The 19,238-nt window shown below is 67.2% G+C and carries 18 protein-coding genes; 11 read left to right on the top strand and 7 right to left on the bottom strand.

All coding sequences use genetic code 11. The features are described from left to right. Positions 1–42 precede the first annotated feature (42 nt). Both ACT541_RS02800 and moaA read left to right on the top strand, forming a co-directional pair. On the top strand, positions 43–942 hold the full coding sequence (locus ACT541_RS02800; protein ID WP_476134094.1) for a formate/nitrite transporter family protein: 900 nt from the start codon (positions 43–45) through the stop codon (positions 940–942). A 60-nt stretch (positions 943–1,002) separates the two neighbouring features. Continuing rightward, the gene (moaA, locus tag ACT541_RS02795) at positions 1,003–2,025 is read left to right on the top strand and encodes a GTP 3',8-cyclase MoaA (RefSeq protein WP_476134092.1); all 1,023 of its coding nucleotides are present in this window, start codon (positions 1,003–1,005) and stop codon (positions 2,023–2,025) included. Positions 2,026–2,104: 79 nt separating this feature from the next. Here the strand turns inward: moaA and fdhD are convergent, their stop codons facing one another. Then, a complete protein-coding gene (gene fdhD / locus ACT541_RS02790; protein ID WP_476134091.1) occupies positions 2,105–2,944 on the bottom strand; it encodes a formate dehydrogenase accessory sulfurtransferase FdhD in 840 nt (279 codons plus the stop codon). A gap of 344 nt (positions 2,945–3,288) precedes the next feature. On the opposite strand from fdhD, the gene ACT541_RS02785 reads away from it, so the two are divergent. After that, positions 3,289–3,624 (top strand): hypothetical protein, encoded by a 336-nt coding sequence (locus ACT541_RS02785; protein ID WP_476134090.1) that lies wholly within the window; start codon positions 3,289–3,291, stop codon positions 3,622–3,624. Here ACT541_RS02785 and ACT541_RS02780 read toward each other — a convergent pair. Continuing rightward, on the bottom strand, positions 3,597–3,950 hold the full coding sequence (locus ACT541_RS02780; protein ID WP_476134089.1) for a hypothetical protein: 354 nt from the start codon (positions 3,948–3,950) through the stop codon (positions 3,597–3,599). The genes ACT541_RS02785 and ACT541_RS02780 overlap by 28 nt on opposite strands. 188 nt (positions 3,951–4,138) lie before the next feature. Between ACT541_RS02780 and ACT541_RS02775 the strand changes: the two genes are divergently transcribed. Beyond that, the gene (locus ACT541_RS02775) at positions 4,139–5,368 is read left to right on the top strand and encodes a glycosyltransferase (RefSeq protein WP_476134087.1); all 1,230 of its coding nucleotides are present in this window, start codon (positions 4,139–4,141) and stop codon (positions 5,366–5,368) included. Positions 5,369–5,445: 77 nt separating this feature from the next. Here ACT541_RS02775 and ACT541_RS02770 read toward each other — a convergent pair whose 3' ends face one another. The 5 genes from ACT541_RS02770 to ACT541_RS02750 all read right to left on the bottom strand — a co-directional run bounded on the left by ACT541_RS02770 (position 5,446) and on the right by ACT541_RS02750 (position 11,262). Next, the gene (locus ACT541_RS02770; protein ID WP_476134086.1) at positions 5,446–6,423 is read right to left on the bottom strand and encodes a glycosyltransferase family 2 protein; all 978 of its coding nucleotides are present in this window, start codon (positions 6,421–6,423) and stop codon (positions 5,446–5,448) included. Positions 6,424–6,598: 175 nt separating this feature from the next. Then, positions 6,599–7,726 carry a DegT/DnrJ/EryC1/StrS family aminotransferase gene (locus ACT541_RS02765; protein WP_476134085.1) on the bottom strand — a complete coding sequence of 376 codons (1,128 nt, stop codon included), beginning with the start codon at positions 7,724–7,726 and terminating at the stop codon, positions 6,599–6,601. Positions 7,727–7,789: 63 nt separating this feature from the next. Continuing rightward, positions 7,790–8,929 carry an ATP-grasp domain-containing protein gene (locus tag ACT541_RS02760; RefSeq protein ID WP_476134083.1) on the bottom strand — a complete coding sequence of 380 codons (1,140 nt, stop codon included), beginning with the start codon at positions 8,927–8,929 and terminating at the stop codon, positions 7,790–7,792. Next, complete coding sequence (locus ACT541_RS02755; RefSeq protein ID WP_476134081.1) at positions 8,926–10,005, bottom strand: Gfo/Idh/MocA family protein; 1,080 nt, start codon at positions 10,003–10,005, stop codon at positions 8,926–8,928. Before ACT541_RS02755 ends, ACT541_RS02760 begins: the two co-directional genes overlap by 4 nt. A gap of 156 nt (positions 10,006–10,161) precedes the next feature. Continuing rightward, complete coding sequence (locus ACT541_RS02750) at positions 10,162–11,262, bottom strand: FkbM family methyltransferase (RefSeq protein WP_476134080.1); 1,101 nt, start codon at positions 11,260–11,262, stop codon at positions 10,162–10,164. Positions 11,263–11,558: 296 nt separating this feature from the next. On the opposite strand from ACT541_RS02750, the gene glpD reads away from it, so the two are divergent. The 7 genes from glpD (at position 11,559) to ACT541_RS02715 (ending at position 19,214) form a co-directional block, all read left to right on the top strand. Further along, positions 11,559–13,094 carry a glycerol-3-phosphate dehydrogenase gene (gene glpD / locus ACT541_RS02745; RefSeq protein WP_476134079.1) on the top strand — a complete coding sequence of 512 codons (1,536 nt, stop codon included), beginning with the start codon at positions 11,559–11,561 and terminating at the stop codon, positions 13,092–13,094. Further along, complete coding sequence (locus tag ACT541_RS02740; RefSeq protein WP_476134077.1) at positions 13,091–14,191, top strand: ABC transporter ATP-binding protein; 1,101 nt, start codon at positions 13,091–13,093, stop codon at positions 14,189–14,191. Before glpD ends, ACT541_RS02740 begins: the two co-directional genes overlap by 4 nt. 14 nt (positions 14,192–14,205) lie before the next feature. After that, a complete protein-coding gene (locus tag ACT541_RS02735; protein WP_476134076.1) occupies positions 14,206–15,285 on the top strand; it encodes an ABC transporter ATP-binding protein in 1,080 nt (359 codons plus the stop codon). A gap of 3 nt (positions 15,286–15,288) precedes the next feature. Beyond that, positions 15,289–16,185 (top strand): carbohydrate ABC transporter permease, encoded by an 897-nt coding sequence (locus ACT541_RS02730; protein WP_476134074.1) that lies wholly within the window; start codon positions 15,289–15,291, stop codon positions 16,183–16,185. Between the two features lie 3 nt (positions 16,186–16,188). After that, positions 16,189–16,983, top strand: coding sequence for a carbohydrate ABC transporter permease (locus ACT541_RS02725; RefSeq protein ID WP_476134073.1), 795 nt, complete (start codon positions 16,189–16,191; stop codon positions 16,981–16,983). A 10-nt stretch (positions 16,984–16,993) separates the two neighbouring features. Beyond that, the gene (locus ACT541_RS02720) at positions 16,994–17,320 is read left to right on the top strand and encodes a DUF2160 domain-containing protein (RefSeq protein WP_476134071.1); all 327 of its coding nucleotides are present in this window, start codon (positions 16,994–16,996) and stop codon (positions 17,318–17,320) included. Positions 17,321–17,477: 157 nt separating this feature from the next. Next, positions 17,478–19,214: an ABC transporter substrate-binding protein gene (locus tag ACT541_RS02715; protein WP_476136012.1), complete on the top strand. Its 1,737-nt coding sequence runs from the start codon at positions 17,478–17,480 to the stop codon at positions 19,212–19,214. The last annotated feature ends 24 nt before the right edge of the window (positions 19,215–19,238 follow it).

The following is a 19,238-nucleotide window of genomic DNA, read 5'->3' as shown; positions in this document are numbered from 1 at the left end:
CGCGCACTCCATCACGGTACCAGGACCAACAGGAGACCGACAATGGCAGACAAGGCCACTCCGTCGGCGCCGGCCCTCTTCGGATCGGACGCCTATTCCCCCGCCGAAATCCAGGACAAGGTCGAGAAACTCGGCGTCAAGAAGGCCCACATGCCCTTCCTGCCCGAGCTCGTGCTGGCGATCGTCGCCGGCGGCTCGATCGGCCTCGGCGGCATGTTCTTCGCCATCGTGCTCGGCGATCCCACCCTCGGCTATGCCGCTCAGCGTCTGCTCGGAGGCGTGGTCTTCACCCTCGGCCTCGGTCTGGTGATGATCGCCGGCGCCGAACTCTTCACCGGCAACTGCCTGATCGTCATGGCCTGGGCCAATCGGCAGATCACGACGGCGGAAGTCCTGAAGAACTGGACGATCGTCTGGTTCGGCAACCTGATCGGTGCGCTCGGCCTCGTCTTCCTGCTGTGGATGTGCCACTTCCCCGATCTCAACGGCGGCAACGTCGGACTGGGGATGCTGAAGCTCGCGGTGTCGAAGCTCTCGCCCGACTTCGTGACGATCTTCTTCAAGGGCATCATGTGCAACATCCTGGTCTGCCTCGGCGTCTGGCTCGCCTATGCCGGCCGCTCGGTCGCCGACAAGATGGCCGGCATGGTGTTCCCGGTCGCCGCCTTCATCGCCGCCGGCTTCGAACACTGCATCGCCAACATGCTGTTCCTGCCGATGGCCTGGCTGATGACCGTGACCGGTCACGTCCCCGCCGGCTTCGACACGTCGGTGATCACCATCCCCTCGATCATCCACAATCTCGTCCCCGCCACGCTCGGCAACATCGTCGGCGGCGCCGGATTCGTCGGGGCGATCTACTGGCTGATCTACCGCAAGGGCCTCGGCGGCATCACGCCGCTGCCGCGCAACGACGACCCCGTCGCCCGCCCGGCGGAATGACCGACCACGCGCGGGGGATCTCCTCCCCCGCGTGTCCCTCCCGCGGTCAGGAACGACGCCATGACCAGCCAGCCTCTCCGCGACGCGAGCCCCCGCCTCGTCGACGGCCACGATCGGCGCATCGACTATCTCCGCGTCTCGCTCACCGACCGCTGCAACTTCCGTTGCGGCTACTGCATGGGCGAGAACGCGACCTTCCTGCCGCGACGCGAGCTTCTCACCCTCGAGGAGATCGACCGGCTGGCCTCGATCTTCGTCTCGCTCGGCGTCCGCCGCCTGCGACTGACCGGCGGCGAGCCGCTGGCCCGCCGCGGCGTCGTCGGACTGGTGCGGTCGCTCTCGCGCCACCTCGCCGACGGACGGCTCGACGAGATCACGCTCACCACCAACGGTTCGCTCCTCGCCCCCGTGGCGGAGGATCTGTTCTCGGCCGGGGTGCGGCGGGTCAACGTCTCACTCGACACGCTGGACCCCGTCCGCTTCGCCGAGATCTGTCGCACCGGCCGCCTCTCCGACGTGCTCGACGGCCTCGACGCCGCCCGCCGCGTCGGCATGGGCGTGCGCCTCAACGCCGTCGTGCTTTCCGGCATCAACGATCACGCCATCGAAGACCTGATGCTCTTCGCCCACGACCGCGGCATGAGCCTCGGCCTGATCGAGACCATGCCGATCGGCCACGGCGGCATCGAGCCGTCGAACCGCTACGTGCCGCTCGAGGCGGTGCGTCGGCGGCTCGAGCAGCGCTGGACGCTGACCGACCTGCCCGACCGGACGCAGGGGCCGGCGCGCTACGCCGAGGTCGTCGAGACCGGCGGGCGCATCGGCTTCATCACCCCGATGAGCCACGGCTTCTGCGCCACCTGCAATCGGGTGCGCCTCTCCGCCGACGGCCGCCTCACGCTCTGCCTCGGCCGCTCCGGCGGCGTCGACCTGAAGACGCTGCTGCGCTCCAGCGAGAGCGACGAGCCGGTGCGCGCCGCGATCGTCGCGGCGATCGCCAGAAAGCCCGGCGGTCACGCCTTCGACCCGACCCGCGCCGACTTCGGCCGCGTCGATCGGGCGATGTGGGAGACCGGCGGCTGATACCCGCCGAAACGAGAAGCGCCGCGGAAACCGCGGCGCTCGATCCTTCGAAATCTCTGGAGAAACGCGGCTGCCCGCCTCACGAGGCGATGGCGACGCCCGTCTCGAACGCCACCCGCGACGGCGACGCATAGAGCGTGAAGCGGTGTTCGCGGGCGAAACCGACCAGCCCGACATGCGCCTTCTCCGCCAGCTCGACCGCCAGCGACGTCGGTGCCGACACCGCCGCGACCAGCGCGATGCCGGCGGCAGCCGTCTTGTGGACCAGTTCGTAGGAGCAGCGGCTCGACATCAGGACGAAGCCGTTCGTCGTGTCGAGGCCGCCGGCGAGCACCGCGCCGATCGTCTTGTCGAGCGCATTGTGGCGGCCGACGTCCTCGCGCACGACCCGGATCCGCCCGTCGAGATCGCAGAAGGCGGCGGCATGGACCGCGCCGACCTCGGCGTTGAGCGCCTGATGAGGCGCGAAGTCGCCGATCGCCCGCCGCAGCGCCGAAGGCGCGATCCGCGTGGTCGTGGCGACGCGGGCGACCGGCCGCAGCGCCTCGGAGAAGCGGTCGACGCCGCACAGGCCGCAGCCCGAGCGACCCGCCAGCGACCGGCGCCGCGCGTCGAGCGCCAGCGCCCGGCTCTCGGGCACCTCGATCCGCACTTCGATGCCGCGCGCCTCGCTGCAGAGTTCGATCGCGCCGATCTCGTCGATCGTCTCGACCACGCCCTCGGTGACGGCGAAGCCGCGCGCGAAGTCCTCGAGATCGGCCGGCGTCGCCAGCATGACGGCGAAGGAGCGGCCGGCGAACATCAGGGCGACCGGCAGTTCGACGGCGATGCGCTCGTCGACGGAACGGCTCTGCCCGCCGTCGTGCCGGCAGGCGATCACCGGCCGACAACCCGCGGTTTCGGCAGAAGACGATGTCATGGCGATGGTCCGGCAGTCGTTCAACATCATCAGGATTACACAACATCCCTCTCTACACAAATGTTTTCCTGATACGATTTGTTTATCGGTCGATAATTCAATCGTATTGCTCGATTTGTACAATGTAATTTTAGCGTCATCAGATTGATTTGGTCGTACGTATTCTCTGATTGCATTGTCGTATTGGTCTTTTCATATGCGAATGGCAGTAGATTTGTTGGAACTCGATCTTTCTGCAGATCGAACCGCCTTCCTCGCGTCGATTTTCTGCGTGAAGACGATGCCGGACCATGAGCCCCGCAGGTCGCTCGGCCGACGTCGGCGACCTCGTGGCGAGGGTGCCGGTGGTCGAAGCCTTCGCCAACGATGCCGCGAAGAAATGGAACATGCCGTTCCCGTCGCTGTCGACGCGGCTCGAGGAGAAGACCGGGCGCCGCATCATCCGCGCCGATCGGGATGTCGCGGACTTCGATGCCGTCGCCCGCGCGTTCGCCGGTAGGCCGGGCGAACTGTCGACGCAGGAATGGGCCCGCTTCCGCGACGCCGTGCGGGAATCGCCGACCACGACGGGCCGATCGCGATCGAGTCGGCGATCGACATGTGAGGGGCGGACATGTGAGAGGCTGGCCCGCGAGGGGGCACACGCCGCCGATCACGCCCCGACGGGGCGGCCGTCGTAGGGGAACTCGCCGCGCACCAGTTCGCCGATCCGCCGGCGATAGTCCTCGCGGTCGTAGAGCGCATCGATCGTCGCGCGCCAGGCGTCGCCGACGGCGCGATAGCGCGCCTCGTCCTGCGAGAACGAGCGGATCAGGCCGGGCAGGCGGGCGATCATGTCGTCGCCGTCGCGGAGCATGTTCTCGCGGGCGCCGAGGTCCTTCGAGGGGAAGAAGCGCTCCTCGAAGATCGCAAAGCTCAGGCCGCCCTGCTGGATCGGCTGGGAGAAATAGCCGTCGAAGCCTTCGCCGAAGGTGATCGAGAACAGGCAGCGCGTCGCCAGATCCATGAACGTGTCGAAGGAGATGCCGCGGATCTCGCGCAGCTCGTAGTCGGGCAGTTCGCGCGCCAGCGCCGCCAGAACCGCCGCCTTGTGCGGCGCCGGATCGGGCGAATGAATGATCAGCTTCTCCTTCTCGGCGAAGGTCGCCGGCGGATAGGGAGGGCCGTCAGGCGACCCAGATCGAAAGGCTGCAGTTGAAGGTCGTCGTGAAGCGCGATACCGTTTTTGCCCGTGACGTCGCTCTGTCGGCAGCGAGGGTTGGCCGCAATGCTTCGAATTCGCCGCGCGAACGGAATCACTCCAACGATTTTCTCACCCGCAACGAATACGCTGGAACGAGACGACTGTGGAATCCACGTGCAATGAGCATGACCAAACCGCGTGTCTCCGTCGTGATGCCTTCCTACAATCACGCTCCGTTCGTTGCGGAAGCGATCGAGAGCGTTCTATCGCAGAGTTTCTCGGATCTGGAGCTGGTCATCGTAGATGATGGATCCTCCGATGAATCCTGCAGTGTGATTCGCTCCTTTCGCGATCCCCGAATCGTCTTTGAAGCTTTCGAGAGGAATAGAGGTTCCGTCGAAGCGGGAGCGCGCACACTTGCTCTTGCACGCGGCGACTACATTGCCATCATGAGTTCAGATGATCGTTTTCTACCAAGAAAGCTTGAGAGGCAGGTCGAGATACTTGAGACACGCCCCGACGTGATCGCCACATTCGGCCTGCCGAAACTCATCGATCACGAAGGTCGCCCCCTGCCGAAGGGGAGGTCGACGATCGGTCGAGCTTTCGATCGACCGGTAAACGATCATACGGAACAGGTTCGAGCGCTCTTCTACAAAGGAAACTTCTTCTGCCATCCTACCATGTTGGCTCGCAGAACCCTTTACGAACGCTGTGGTGGCTACGACCCTCGCCTACGCCAGTTGCCCGACTACGACATGTGGTGCCGGGCGGTCGGTGTCGGACCGCTGCACATACTCGATGAGCCACTGACGGAATTCCGCATTCACCGAGACGGAGGCAACACGAGTGCATCTTCGCCGTCGAACCGCCGCCGCGATGCATGGGAAGCCGCGCGTGTACTCGAACGCTTTCCATCTCTGCCCGAGGACCTCTTGGAAGCGGCATTCGGCGCCGACGTGCCGGAAGCAGGACGCAATCGTGGCTATTCCTGGCGGGTCAAACTGGCCTTGATCGCCGTGGAAATCACGCATTCCAGACCGCATCAGGTCTTCGCGGTAGAAGCCATCGAAAAGGCTTACGACGCAGGCGAGCCAGGAGTCGACTCCTCTCTCCTCCATGAGATACGCGGGAGAAGCAATCCGTTCCGCATTTCCGACCGTCGGCTGAAACGGCTCCAAGAACAGGCTCGGCGGCAATGGTGGCGCTTCGTCGATCATCTGAGCGGCATCGGAAGATGATCTGCCGACGCCCCTGTCCCTGTTTGGCGCGAAGAGCGCGGAGGTGAGAGGCGAATCGGATCCCCCCAGGGGGCGGCTCACCAGGGCTCGCGTTTCCGAAAACCGGTGTGGTAGAAGAAACTACCCAAGCGCGCGCCGATTGCAAGCCTCGCGGACCGCACTAGATCGCGAACGCGACTGCCGGGTTTGACGGCCCAAATCTCGTGCCTATTCTCCCACGCGAACCGCGCCAATCCGACGGCGAAGCAACTCGTTAGCTTCTCTTCCCACAGAGAGGAGAGGCGAGAGTAGGATTCTCCGACAGGCCCGGGGAGCCGAGAGAACGCCCTGAGCCGCTTGCCGACCTCGTCTTCTCGCATTTCTCGACGAGACCGGTAGCCGCTTCTGATGGGCTTCGGCTTGTGCCTATTGCGGCGCGCCATGTCCGTGACATTCGCTTCATGCTGGCGGTATCGGACGAGCGGTCGATCGATCCGAACGATCCGACCGATCGAGGTCGCGACAGCTGCGAGCCACCAGTCGTAGATCGGGATGTCGGGAAAGGGCAGCGCGATCTCACGGAGCCGACGATGAAACAGCATCGCGTGACCCGAAACGCAATTGGAGAATGCGAAGACGAGCGGACCGCCTCCGTCGACCGCTGTCATCGTCTCGAAAGCACGTCGCCCCATCGGCCGGCCATCGGCATCGATGAGTTGCGAATCCGAATAGACGAGAACGACATCAGGAGGGATCGCCGCCTTCAGCAACACGGCCAGCTTGTCGACTTCCCATACGTCGTCCTGATCACAGGGAGCAATCCATTCACCGCATGCCGCCGCAATCAGGCCCTCGAAGTTGCGCTGCAAGCCCTTCCGCTGGACGTTGCGCAATATGGTGAAACGCGAATCCTCCGCAGCATGACGCTCGAGGATCGCGAGCGTCCCGTCGTCTGAAGCGTCATCACCGATCAAGACCTCGAAGTCCGTGAAGGTCTGTGCTCGAATTGATGCAATCTGCTCGTCGAGATAGCGCGAGCCGTTGCAAGTAGCCAGTGCGATCGTCACGGTAGGCATCGTTGATCTCCGCGCGACTTAATCAATACAGACGAACTCCAATTCCCAAAAACACTCGACCGTGCCATCCCCAGGCATCCCCGACCGAAGCACCTCGGATGACGATTGCCATTGTTGCGCTTGCCCTCTGGCCAACCTCTGGATCCGACCGAAAATAGAGCGACCGCGGAGGCTCTCAGGCCGACACGGCCTTGCCGCGGAACACCTTCTCGATGTCGGCGACGTCTTCCGCCTCGACGCCGGAGTGGAACGGCAGGCAGAGCACCCGGCGCTTGACCGTCTCGACATGGGCCACGTTCCGCGTCGTGACGATCGGCCGGCCGCGGTAGGGTTCGAAATCGGTGCAGATCGGGTGGAAGTACTTCCGGGCGTGGATGCCGATCCGCTTCAGTGCGTCGTAGACCGCGTCACGGCTGCGGCCGAAGAGGGTCTCGTCGATCACGATCGGGAAATACTGCTCGGAATTGCTCACGCCCGGCTGCTCGGGCGGAAGGCCGATGCCCGGGAGATCGGCGAGGAAGGCGCGATAGGCTGCCCGGAGGCGGCGGCGCTCGGCCTGTTCGGCCTCGACCAACGGCAGATTGAGCAGGCCGACGATCGCCTGCAGCTCGTTCATCTTGCCGTTGATGCCGACCGAGACGACCTCCTCCTCGTTCTTGATGCCGAAGTTGCGGAGGAAATAGATCGTCTCGTCGTCCTCGCGCCGCGCGGTGGTGATCATCCCGCCTTCCAGCGTGTGGAAGAGCTTGGTGGCATGGAAGGAGAAGACCGAGGCGTCGCCGAAGGTGCCGATGCCGCGCCCGTTCACCGTCGTGCCGAAGACATGGGCCGAATCGTAGATCAGCCGCAGGCCGTGGCGGGTGGCGATCGCCTGCAGCGCGTCGAGATCGCAGACCGTGCCGTAGACGTGGACGGCGAGGATGGCGGACGTCTTGTCGGTGATCGCCTTCTCGACGGCGTCGGGCGAGAGCGTCAGCGTCACCGGATCGACGTCGGCGAAGACCGGTTCGAGCCCGTTCCAGGTGATGGCGTGGGCGGTCGCGGCGAAGGTCAGCGGCGTGGTGATCACCTCGCTGCCGGGCGGCAGGTCGAACATCTTCAGCGCCGCGAGCAGCGCGATCGTGCCGTTGTTGAAGAGCTTCGCCGTCGACACGGCGAGCCGATCGGCGAGCGCCGCCTCGAGGCGCTGGTGGAACGGGCCGCCGTTCGACAGGACGCGGCTCTTCCAGACCTCGCTCGCCATGCGCTGGAAGTCGCCCTCGTCGGGCATGATCGGTCGGGCGACGTAGAGGGGCCTCGGCATGGTGGCGGTTCCTGCATTCGCGGCCCTGCGGCCGGCGCGAAGGTGGGCGATCGCGTCGCCCCGTCAGAGCGGGCGATAGACGCGCCGCTCGAGAAACAGTCGATGGGCCTCGTCGCGGCTCGCCTCGTCGGTCGGCTCGACGAAGAGGACGCCGATGCGGCCGGCATGACCCGGCGCCAGAGGTTCGCCCAGCCCCTGGAGCGCGAAGAAGGCGCGCACCGGAAGGAGGTGGTCGAAGCCGAGGCCGGAATAGATGCGGGCCTGCGGCGAGGTCACGGTGTGGCGCAGCACCGGGCGGCGCTCGGTCGCGGCGGTTGCCAGCGGTTCGCCGAGGAAGTGCGAGGCGTATTTCGCGGCGTGGCGGTAGCCGGTCGAATATTCGATCAGCAGCGCGTAGAGGTCGCCCGGGCAACGCCGAGTGATCTCGACGATGGAGACGCGCTCGCCGTCCCACAGGAACTGCAGGTGGACGAGACCGTCGACGAGGCCCAGCGCCTCGGCGATGCGGTCGACCGCGGTCGCGAGCTGGGCGCGCGCCGCCTCGGGCATGTCGAAGACGACGTGGCTGGTGTCGACGGCATAGGGGTCGACCGACGAGCCCTCGATCACGAAGGTGCCTTCGACGGCGCGGCGGTCTTCGATGAAGACCGACCAGCTGTGCAGCTGTCCGGTGACGAAGGGTTCGATCAGCAGGCGGCCGGTCGGGCTCGCCGCCGTGGCCCGGTCGATCGCATCGCGGCTCGCCTGCCGGTCGGCGGCGTCGAAGACGGTGATGCCGCGGCCGCTGAAGGCATCGACCGGCTTGCAGATGAAGCGCCCGGCGGCGGGCAGCTTCGCCGGATCGATCGCCCGCGGTGCCGGCAGGTCGAGATCGGCGCAGAGGGCGCGGAACGAGGCCTTGTCGGAGAGCGTGTGGTTGGCCTTCGCACCGTCGAGCCGACCGTCGCCGCCGGCGATCGCGACGCAGGTGGCGATCGAGACGTCGGTGCAGCCGGGCACCAGGCGGTCGATGCCGAGGCGTTCCGCATGGGCGGCGACCGCCGAGACGTCGGAATAGTCCTGTTCGATCCAGCGCTCGCCGGCGTCACGGGCGATGGCGTCGCGGGCGCGGTTGCCCATCACCCAGACGTCGTGGCCGCGTTCGACGAGGTGGCGGAAGATCGGCAGGGCCGAGAAGCCGGTGTCGACGAGCAGGACCTTCATGACCGCACCGTCTCCGCCGCGCCGTCGTCGACCGAGGCGATCGCGACCGTCGCGCCGGTGGCGATCGAGCGGCGGATGGCGTTGACGACGCGCAGGTTGTTCCAGCCGTCGCGGGCGGTGACGCGCGGCGTCGCGCCGTCGGCGATCACCGCGACGAAATGGTCGAGCTGCGCCTCGAGCGGGTCGCGGCGGCGGAAGTCGATCCGGCCGTGCTCGAAGGGCTTCCACCACGAGCTGCCCTCGGCCGAGGCGTAGCTGCGCGTGCGCATCGAGGGGAAGTCGAGCGATCCGCGGGTGCCGGCGAAGTGCCAGCAGTTCTCTTCGGGGAAGTGGGGATAGGACGGGTTCTCGCCCGAGGTCATCTCCCAGCTCTTCGAGCTCGCCGCGGTGTCGGACAGCAGGAAGGTGCCGAGGGCGCCGCTCTCGAAGCCGAAGGTCATCGCCACCGTGTCCTCGACCTCGTAGCCGCGGGTGCGTTGCGAGGCCACCGCCGAGACCTTCTCGATCTCGCCGGCGAAGTGCCGCATCAGGCCGATCTCGTGGATCAGGTTGATCAGGATCGGACCGCCGCCGATCTTCGTCCGCCAGGGGCCGTCGAGGAAATACTGGGCGGGCTTGTAGAACAGCGCCGAGCCGGTCAGCGCCACCATGTCGCCGAAGGCGTCGCTGTGCAGGAAGCCGTCGGCCGCCGCGAGCAGCGGGCTGTAGGTGCGGTGATGGCCGACCAGGATCGGCACGCCCGCCGCCTCGGCGGCTTCCGTCAGCCGCCGCCCCTCGTCGAGCCGGTCGGTGATCGGCTTCTCGACCAGCGTCGGGATGCGCCGGTCGATGCAGGTCATCGCCTGGGCGAAGTGGAACTCGTTGGGCGAGGAGACGATGGCGCCGTCGATCGTCTCGGCGGCGAGGGCGGCCTCGACGCTCGCATAGAGCGGCGTCTCGTGGGCGCGGGCGAAGGCGAGGTTTTCCTCGCTCGTCGGTGCGACCACGGCGGCGAGGCGGCATCGCGGATGGGCGCGGACCAGACGGGCATGCTGCGTGCCGATCAGTCCGGGCCCGGAGAGCAGGATGGAGATCATGTCGTCGTCGACCGAGCGTGTAGGCACCGACCCTCCGGCGGCCTGGGCCACCGGAGAGCGGGCAATTCGAGAAGCCCACTTGCTACATCCCGGGGTGCCGCTTGTCGAGGTCGGGGGCCTGCCGGGCCCCGCGGCGCGGCGCCGCCGACCGTCGCCTCAGCCCTTCTTCGGCACGAAATACATCACCGTCTCCGACCAGCCCTCGGTGTAGTGGCGCAGGTGGAGGTCGTAGTCGACGCCGAGCGACAGGACGTATTCCGGGATCTCCCAGAAATCCGAGGCGCGGTGATAGACGGCGATCGCCAGGATCGGCCGGTCGGCGGCGATGTGGCCGGCGGCGCCCTTCAGCGCCGGGATCTCCCAGCCCTCGAGGTCCATCTTGACGAAGGAGACCGGCTCGTCGACGGCGGCGTCGAGCGTCGTCACGTCGATGAAGGACGAGCCTTCGTCCGACACCGCGCTCGCCGATCCGGCGTCGGAGGAGAAGGCGAGGCGCCCGGCGGTGTCGGAGACGCCGAGCGGCACGAAGCGGATGTCGCGCACGCCGGCGAGCCGCGCCTGGGCGGCGGCATGGTTCTCGGCCGAGGGCTCGAACAGATGGACGCGGGCGTAGTCGGGATGGCGGCGGACGAACTCCTCCGTCGTGTCGCCGTCGAAGCCGCCGCAGTCGACGAAGACCGCCCCGGCGGCGGGCGCGGCGAAGGGTTCGAAATACTGGTCGCGCAGCGCGACGCGGAAGCCCTCCATCAGGGCGATGTCGGCGGTCAGGCGATAGGCGACGAGCGTGTCGAAGATCCGGATCGATTCCGCATCGGCGAGCCGGGCGCGGACGGCGCTCCAGCGCGCCGCGTGCGCGGCGAAGGCCTCGCGCGCCTCCGCCACGAAGGCGGGCAGCGGCAGGTCGGAGGCCGGATCGCGCGTGAGGTCGGCATAGGCGAGGATCCGCGCCTCGGGGATCGCCTCGAGCCGGCGGCGGGCCGAGATCGGGCTGATCGAGGTCGAGGCGTTGATCACGGTCGCGCCGCGCGGGACGTCCTCGGTGCGCACCTCGGGCGTGCCGTTCCAGGTCGATCCGGGGGCGGCGAAGTCGTTGACGACGCCGGCGACGGGATGGCGCGCGATCAGCGCCGCGGCCTCCGGGTTGCGCCCCATGACGTAGAGCGGCCCGTCCCGCAGGGCGCGGTCGACGGCGTGCGGCGCGGCGCGGCCGGTGAAATCAGCGATCGTCTCTCGTACGAACCGCCCTGCATCGAACATCCGATCGGTCTCCTGTCGGCGAACGCGCGCGAAACCGTCTCGTGCCGCGTGTCGCGGCCGCTCGTCCCGGGGGGCGGCGGCGCGGGGGGATATTGCTGCGGTCGCGGCGGGGGAGCAACAGGGGATCGACGCCGAGCCCCGCCCGTCCCCGGCCGCCACGGCGATCACGGAAAATTCGGAAAGGGCGTTTTCATTTTCGATTGACTTCGTTTCGCGCGGCAAATAGAAAATCACACAACAAAAATTCCATGGCAACGACCATGGGAGGGGACGGAAATTCACGGAGGAGGATCGGCATGGCCGAGGTCTACGACCTTGCCGTGATCGGCGGCGGCATCAACGGATGCGGCATCGCGCGCGACGCGGCGGGACGGGGTTTGTCCGTCCATCTCTGTGAAATGAACGATCTCGCCAGCGGCACCTCGTCCTGGTCGACGAAGCTCGTCCACGGCGGGCTGCGCTACCTCGAATACTACGAGTTCCGGCTGGTTCGCGAGGCGCTGTTCGAGCGCGAGATCCTGTGGCGCATGGCGCCGCACGTGATCGAGCCGCTGCGTTTCGTGCTGCCGCATCACCGCGGCCTGCGCCCCGCGTGGTTCCTGCGCCTCGGCCTCTTCATCTACGACCATCTCGGCGGCCGAAAGCTGCTGCCCGCCACCCGCACGCTCGATCTCGTCGCCGACGCGGCCGGCGGGCCGCTGAAGCCGGGCCTCTTCACCAAGGGTTTCGAATATTCCGACTGCCGCGTCGACGACGCCCGGCTGGTGGTGCTCAACGCCCGCGACGCCGCCGCCCGCGGCGCGGTGGTCGAGACGCGCTCCCGTGCGGTGCGCTCGACGCGCGGGGCGGACGGCTGGACCATCGAACTCGAGGCGCGCGACGGGGAGATGCGAAAGACGATCCGCGCCCGCGCCGTCGTCAACGCCGCCGGTCCCTGGGTCGCCGACGTGCTCTCCGGCGCGCTCGGTTGCGAGCCGAAAGCGAAAGTGCGCCTCGTCCAGGGCTCGCACATCGTGGTGCGCCGGCTCTACGACCACGACCGCTGCTACATCTTCCAGAACGCCGACGGCCGCATCGTCTTCGCCATCCCCTACGAGCGCGACTTCACGCTGATCGGCACCACCGACCTCGACTATCGCGGCGACCCGGCCGAAGTGCATGCGACCGAGACCGAAATCGCCTATCTGCTGGCGGCGGCGGGCGAGTATTTCCGCGAGCCGATCCGCCGCGACGACGTCGTCTGGTCCTATTCCGGCGTCCGCCCGCTCTACGACGACGGCGCCAGCGAGGCGAAGGAAGCGACCCGCGACTACGTCTTCGATCTCGACGACACGGTCGCCGGCGCGCCGCTCCTGTCGATCTTCGGCGGCAAGATCACGACCTATCGCCGTCTCGCGGAGGCCGCGCTGAAGCGGCTCGAGCCGAAGCTCGGGCGCCTGGCGCCCGCCTGGACGGCCGGCGTGCCGCTGCCCGGCGGCGACTTCGGCGTCGACGGGCGCCCCGCGCTCGAGGCGGCGCTGCGCGTCGCCCATCCCTGGCTCGGCGAAGCCCTCGCCCGCCGGCTGGTGGCGACCTACGGCACCGAGACGACGCGTCTCCTCGACGGTGTCGCCGACGAGACGGGGCTCGGCCGGCGCTTCGGCGCCGATCTCACCGAACGCGAGGTCGACTGGCTGATCGAAAAGGAATGGGCCTGCACCGCCGAGGACATCCTGTGGCGGCGCACCAAGCTCGGTCTGAGGATCGGGCAGGACGACGCGGCGGCGCTCGAGGCGTACGTTCGCGAAAAGCGGTCCGCAGAGGCCGCGGCGACGGGGAGGGTGTCGAAGTGAGCGTGCGTCTCGAGGGCGTGTCGAAGATCGTGGGACGGGAGACGCATCTCGCCGATGTGTCCCTGGCCTTCGAACGCGGCACGCTGAACGTGGTCCTGGGGCCGACGCTGTCGGGCAAGACCAGCCTGCTGCGCGTGCTCGCCGGCCTCGACGTGCCGACCGCCGGCCGGGTGTGGGTCGACGGCGTCGACGTGACCGGCGTCGACGTGCGCAAGCGCTCGGTGGCGATGGTCTACCAGCAGTTCATCAACTATCCGAACCTGACGGTCTTCGAGAACATCGCCTCGCCGCTCAGGGTTCGCGGCGCCGGCCGGGCCGAGGTGGAAGAGAAGGTGCGCGCGGCCGCGGCGACCTTGCGTCTCGATCATCTCCTCGACCGCACGCCGCTCGAGCTCTCCGGCGGTCAGCAGCAGCGCTGCGCCATCGCCCGCGCCATCGTCAAGGGCGCCGACCTCGTCCTCCTCGACGAGCCGCTCGCCAATCTCGACTACAAACTGCGCGAGGAGCTGCGCGAGGAACTGCCGCGGATCTTCGCCGAGAGCGGCGCCGTCTTCGTCTATGCGACGACCGAGCCGAGCGAGGCGCTGCTGCTCGGCGGCTCGACCGCGGCGATGTCGGAGGGCCGGCTCGTTCAGTTCGGACCGACGCTCGACCTCTATCGCCGGCCGATCGATCTCTTCGCCGCGCGCACCTTCTCCGATCCGCCGCTCAACGTCATGACGGTGGAGAAAGAGGGCGATACGGTGCGGCTTCCGACCGGCGCGCCGGTCGCCGCCGTCGGCATGCTGGCGAACGCGCCCGACGGCACGCTGCAGATCGGCGTACGGGCCCACGATCTCTCGCTCGCCGGCATCTCCGAGGAGCCGATCCGGCTGGTCGGCGCGGCGGAAGTCACCGAGATCACCGGATCGGAGAGCTACCTGCACTTCCATGCCGGCCCGCTCCACTGGGTGGCGCTGCTGCCCGGCGTCCACGAGATCGCCCCCGGCGCGCCGGTGGCGGTCCGGATCGATCCGCGACGGCTGTTCGTCTTCGACGCGGACGGACGACTCGTCGCCGCGCCGGACGCCGGTCCGTCGTCCGATCTAATCGATTGAGGCGAGAGCGAAACATGGCACGCATCGATTTCGTCGATCTCGCCCACGCCTACCGGCCGAACCCGACACGGGAAGCCGACTACGCGCTGAAGGCGATGACCACCACCTGGCGGCAGGGCGGCGCCTATGCGCTGCTCGGGCCTTCCGGCTGCGGCAAGACCACGCTGCTCAACATCATCTCCGGCCTCGTCACGCCGTCGCACGGCGCGGTGCGTTTCGACGGCGTCGACGTGACGCGGCTGCCGACCGAGAAGCGCAACATCGCGCAGGTGTTCCAGTTCCCGGTGATCTACGACACCATGTCGGTCTACGACAATCTCGCCTTCCCGCTGCGTAACCGGAAGCTCGCCGAACCCTTGGTCGATGCCCGCGTCCGCGAGATCGCCGGCCTCCTCGACCTCGACGGCGACCTCAAGCGCCGCGCCCGCGGCCTCGGCGCCGACGCCAAGCAGAAGATCTCGCTCGGGCGCGGTCTGGTCCGCCCCGACGTCGCCGCCATCCTCTTCGACGAGCCGCTGACGGTGATCGATCCGGCGCTGAAGTGGGAGCTGCGCTCCAAGCTCAAGGCGATCCACCGCAAGCTCGACATCACCATGATCTACGTGACGCACGACCAGACCGAGGCGCTGACCTTCGCCGACACGGTGGTCGTCATGTACGACGGCGGCATGGTCCAGTCGGGCCGGCCCGACGAACTCTTCGACCGGCCGGAACACACGTTCGTCGGCCATTTCATCGGCTCGCCGGGCATGAACGTGCTCGCCGCCGAGGTCTCCGGCCGGACGGCGCGCGTCGGGTCGGCGACGATCGATCTGGTGCACGGCTACGACCGTCTGCCCGCGGGCGCGCGGATCGAGCTCGGGGTCAGGCCGGAACATGCGGTGATGACCGCGGGCGAGGGCCTTCCCGTCACCGTCGAGCGGATCGACGACCTCGGCCGCGTCCGCTACGCCCGGGTGCGGCTGGGTGATGCCCGGCTCTCGGTGCTGGCGCCGCGGGGCATCGCGATCGACGGATCGACTGCCCGCATCGCGATCGATCCCGCCCGCGTCCACGTCTATGCCGACAGCCGCCGCGTGGCGGGGGAGAACTGAGCCATGGACAAGCCCATCCGGCATTCCGCCTGGTTCTTCGTCCTGCCGGCCTTCGCGCTGGTCGTCTTCAACGCCGTCGTGCCGATGATGACGGTGGTGAACTATTCGGTCCAGGACACGTTCGGCAACAACCAGTTCTTCTGGAACGGCATCGGCTGGTACCAGGAGCTGCTCGACCCCGCGACCGATCTCGGCGGCCGTTTCTGGGACAGCCTCGGCCGCAACCTGCTGTTCTCGGCGATCATCCTGGCGATCGAGGTGCCGCTCGGTGTCGCCGTCGCCATGTGCCTGCCGCGCAAGGGCTGGACGGTGGCGCTCTGTCTCGTGGTGATGGCGCTGCCGCTGCTCGTTCCATGGAACGTCGTCGGCACGATCTGGCAGATCTTCGCCCGCGAGGACATCGGCCTGCTCGGCTGGGTCGTCAACCACGGGCTCGGCATCGAATACAACTACACCGCCGGCGTCTTCTCCGCCTGGGTCACCATCGTCGTCATGGACGTCTGGCATTGGACCAGCCTGATCGCGCTGCTCGCCTATGCCGGGCTGAAGTCGATCCCCGACGCCTATTATCAGGCCGCCCGCATCGACGGCGCCTCGCGGCTGGCGGTCTTCACCGCGATCCAGCTGCCCAAGCTGCGCCGCGTGCTGGTGATCGGCGTGCTGCTGCGCTTCATGGACAGTTTCATGATCTACACCGAACCCTTCGTGGTGACCGGCGGCGGGCCGGGCAACTCGACGACGGTCCTTTCGATCGATCTCGTCAAGATCGCCCTCGGCCAGTTCGACCTCGGCAAGGCCGCCGCCATGTCCATCGTCTACAACCTGATCGTGCTGACCGTCTGCTGGGTGTTCTACACCCTCATGACGCAGCTCGACGCCGACCGTCCGCAGGAGGGCTGAGCCATGCGCGGCCGCAACGTCCTTCTCGTCCTCTATCTCCTGTTCCTGATGTTGCCGATCTACTGGCTCGTCAACATGAGCTTCAAGTCCAACACCGAGATCACCAACGTCGGCCTGACGCTGTGGCCGCGCGACTTCACGGCGCAGAACTACGTCAACATCTTCACCGATTCGGCGTGGTACATGGGCTATGTCGACAGCCTGATCTACGTCGGGCTGAACACGGTGATCTCGATCTCGGTGGCGCTGCCGGCGGCCTATGCCTTCTCGCGCTGGCGCTTCCTCGGCGACAAGCACCTGTTCTTCTGGTTCCTGACCAACCGGATGGCGCCGCCGGCGGTCTTCGCCCTGCCCTTCTTCAATCTCTATTCGGCGATCGGCCTGTTCGATACCCATTGGGCCGTCGCCCTCGCCCACACGATCTTCAACGTGCCGCTGGCGATCTGGATCCTCGAGGGCTTCATGTCGGGCGTGCCGCGCGAGATCGACGAGACCGCCTTCATCGACGGCTACTCGTTCCCGCGGTTCTTCGTGAAGATCTTCGTGCCGTTGACCGCGTCGGGCATCGGGGTGGCCGCCTTCTTCTGCTTCATGTTCTCGTGGGTCGAGCTGCTGCTCGCCCGCACGCTGACCAACAACATGCCGATCTCCTCGATCATGACCCGCACGGCCTCGTCGTCGGGCATGGACTGGGGCCAGCTCGCCGCCGCCGGCGTGCTGACGCTGATCCCCGGCGCGCTGGTGATCTGGTTCGTCCGCAACTACATCGCCAAGGGCTTCGCCCTGGGTCGGGTCTGAGGAGGGCGCCATGTTCGACATCGCCTGGATGGCCTGGACGCCCGCGACCGTCCTGTTCTACGCCGCGATCCTCGCCGCACTCGTCACGCTCACCGTGCTGGCGATCCGCTTTCCGGAGACCGAACGGGTCGGAATCCTGCGCATTCCGACGACGCGCGGCGACCGACTGTTCGTGACGCTGCTCGGCACCGCCTTCATCCACCTCGCGTTCCTGGCGCTGTTCGGCGCCGACACGATCGCGACGCTGCCGATCCGCGACGGCGTCGAGATCTCGCGGCTGTGGATCGGCTCGCTGATTTCCCTCGTCTACGGGGCGGCGGTGTTCCGCTTCGTGTGACGTCCGCGGAATTCGGGCGCGACCTCGCCGAGGGGCCGCGCCCGAGCAAGGAGACGGTCCGCCGCCAAGGCCGCGGGCCGCTCGAAAAACGAGCCGGGACGGTGCGCCCCCGGCATCGAAAACGATCGCGCACCATCGGGAGGAAGACATGAAACGGATGACCAAGCGCCTCGGACTGGCCGCTCTCGCCGCGGCCCTGATGACCACCAGTGCCATGGCCGGCATGGACGAGGCGAAGAAGTGGGTCGACAGCGAGTTCCAGCCCTCGACCCTGTCGAAGGAGGAACAGCTGAAGGCGCTCCAGTGGTACGCCGATGCCGCCAAGCCCTTCGCCGGCATGGAGATCAACGTCGTCTCCGAGACGCTGACCACCCACGAATACGAATCGAAGGTGCTGGCCAAGGCCTTCACCGAGATCACCGGCATCAAGGTCAAGCACGACCTCATCCAGGAGGGTGACGTCGTCGAGAAGATCCAGACGCAGATGCAGTCGGGCAAGAACATCTACGACGGCTGGATCAACGACTCGGACTTCATCGGCACCCACGGCCGCTACAATCAGACGCTCAACCTGACCGACTGGATGGCGGGCGAGGGCAAGGCGGTCACCGACCCGATGCTCGACCTGCCGGACTTCATCGGCACGTCCTTCACCACCTGGACCGACGGCAAGCTCTACCAGCTGCCCGACCAGCAGTTCGCCAACCTCTACTGGTTCCGCTACGACTGGTTCACCAACCCGGACATCAAGGCGAAGTTCAAGGCCAAGTACGGTTACGAGCTCGGCGTGCCGGTCAACTGGTCGGCCTACGAGGACATCGCCGAGTTCTTCACCAACGACATCAAGGAGATCGACGGCGTCAAGGTCTATGGCCACATGGACTACGGCAAGAAGGACCCGTCGCTCGGCTGGCGCTTCACCGACGCCTGGCTGTCGATGGCCGGCAACGGCGACAAGGGCCTGCCGAACGGCCTGCCGGTCGACGAGTGGGGCATCCGCATGCAGGGCTGCAACCCGGTCGGCTCCTCGGTCGAACGCGGCGGCGACACCAACGGCCCGGCGGCGGTCTATTCGATCACCAAGTATCTCGAATGGCTGAAGAAGTACGCTCCGCCGGCGGCCGCCGGCATGACCTTCGGCGAGGCCGGACCGGTGCCTGCCCAGGGCAACGTCGCCCAGCAGATCTTCTGGTACACCGCCTTCACCGCCGACATGGTGAAGCCCGGCATCCCGGTGGTGAACGGCGACGGCACGCCGAAGTGGCGCATGGCCCCCTCGCCGCACGGTTCCTACTGGAAGGAGGGCATGAAGCTCGGCTACCAGGACGTCGGTTCGGTGACGCTGCTGAAGTCGACCCCGGTCGACCGCCGCAAGGCCGCCTGGCTCTATCTCCAGTTCATCAACTCCAAGGTCGTGTCGCTGAAGAAGAGCCACGTCGGCCTCACCTTCACGCGTGAATCGGACATCTGGGACAAGTCCTTCACCGACCGCGCGCCGAAGCTCGGCGGCCTGATCGAGTTCTACCGCTCTCCGGCGCGCAAGCAGTGGACCCCGACCGGCAACAACGTTCCGGACTATCCGAAGCTCGCCCAGCTGTGGTGGCAGAACATCGGCGACGCCGCCTCCGGCGCCAAGACGCCGCAGGCCGCCATGGACAGCCTCGCCGCCGCCCAGGACAGCGTCATGGAACGTCTCGAGAAGTCGGGCGTGCAGGGCGCCTGCGGTCCGAAGATGAACAAGAAGGAGACGGCCGAGTACTGGTTCGCCAAGGCCGAGAAGGACGGCACCATCGCGCCCCAGCGCAAGCTGGCCAACGAGAAGCCGAAGGGCGAGACCGTCGACTACGACACGCTGATCAAGTCCTGGCCGGCCAACCCGCCGAAGAAGAACTGATCGGCGTCGCATCGGCGCGGGAGA

This window comes from Pinisolibacter sp. DMC100 (genome assembly GCF_056313705.1).
This window is presented reverse-complemented; position numbering and strand designations above follow the sequence as displayed.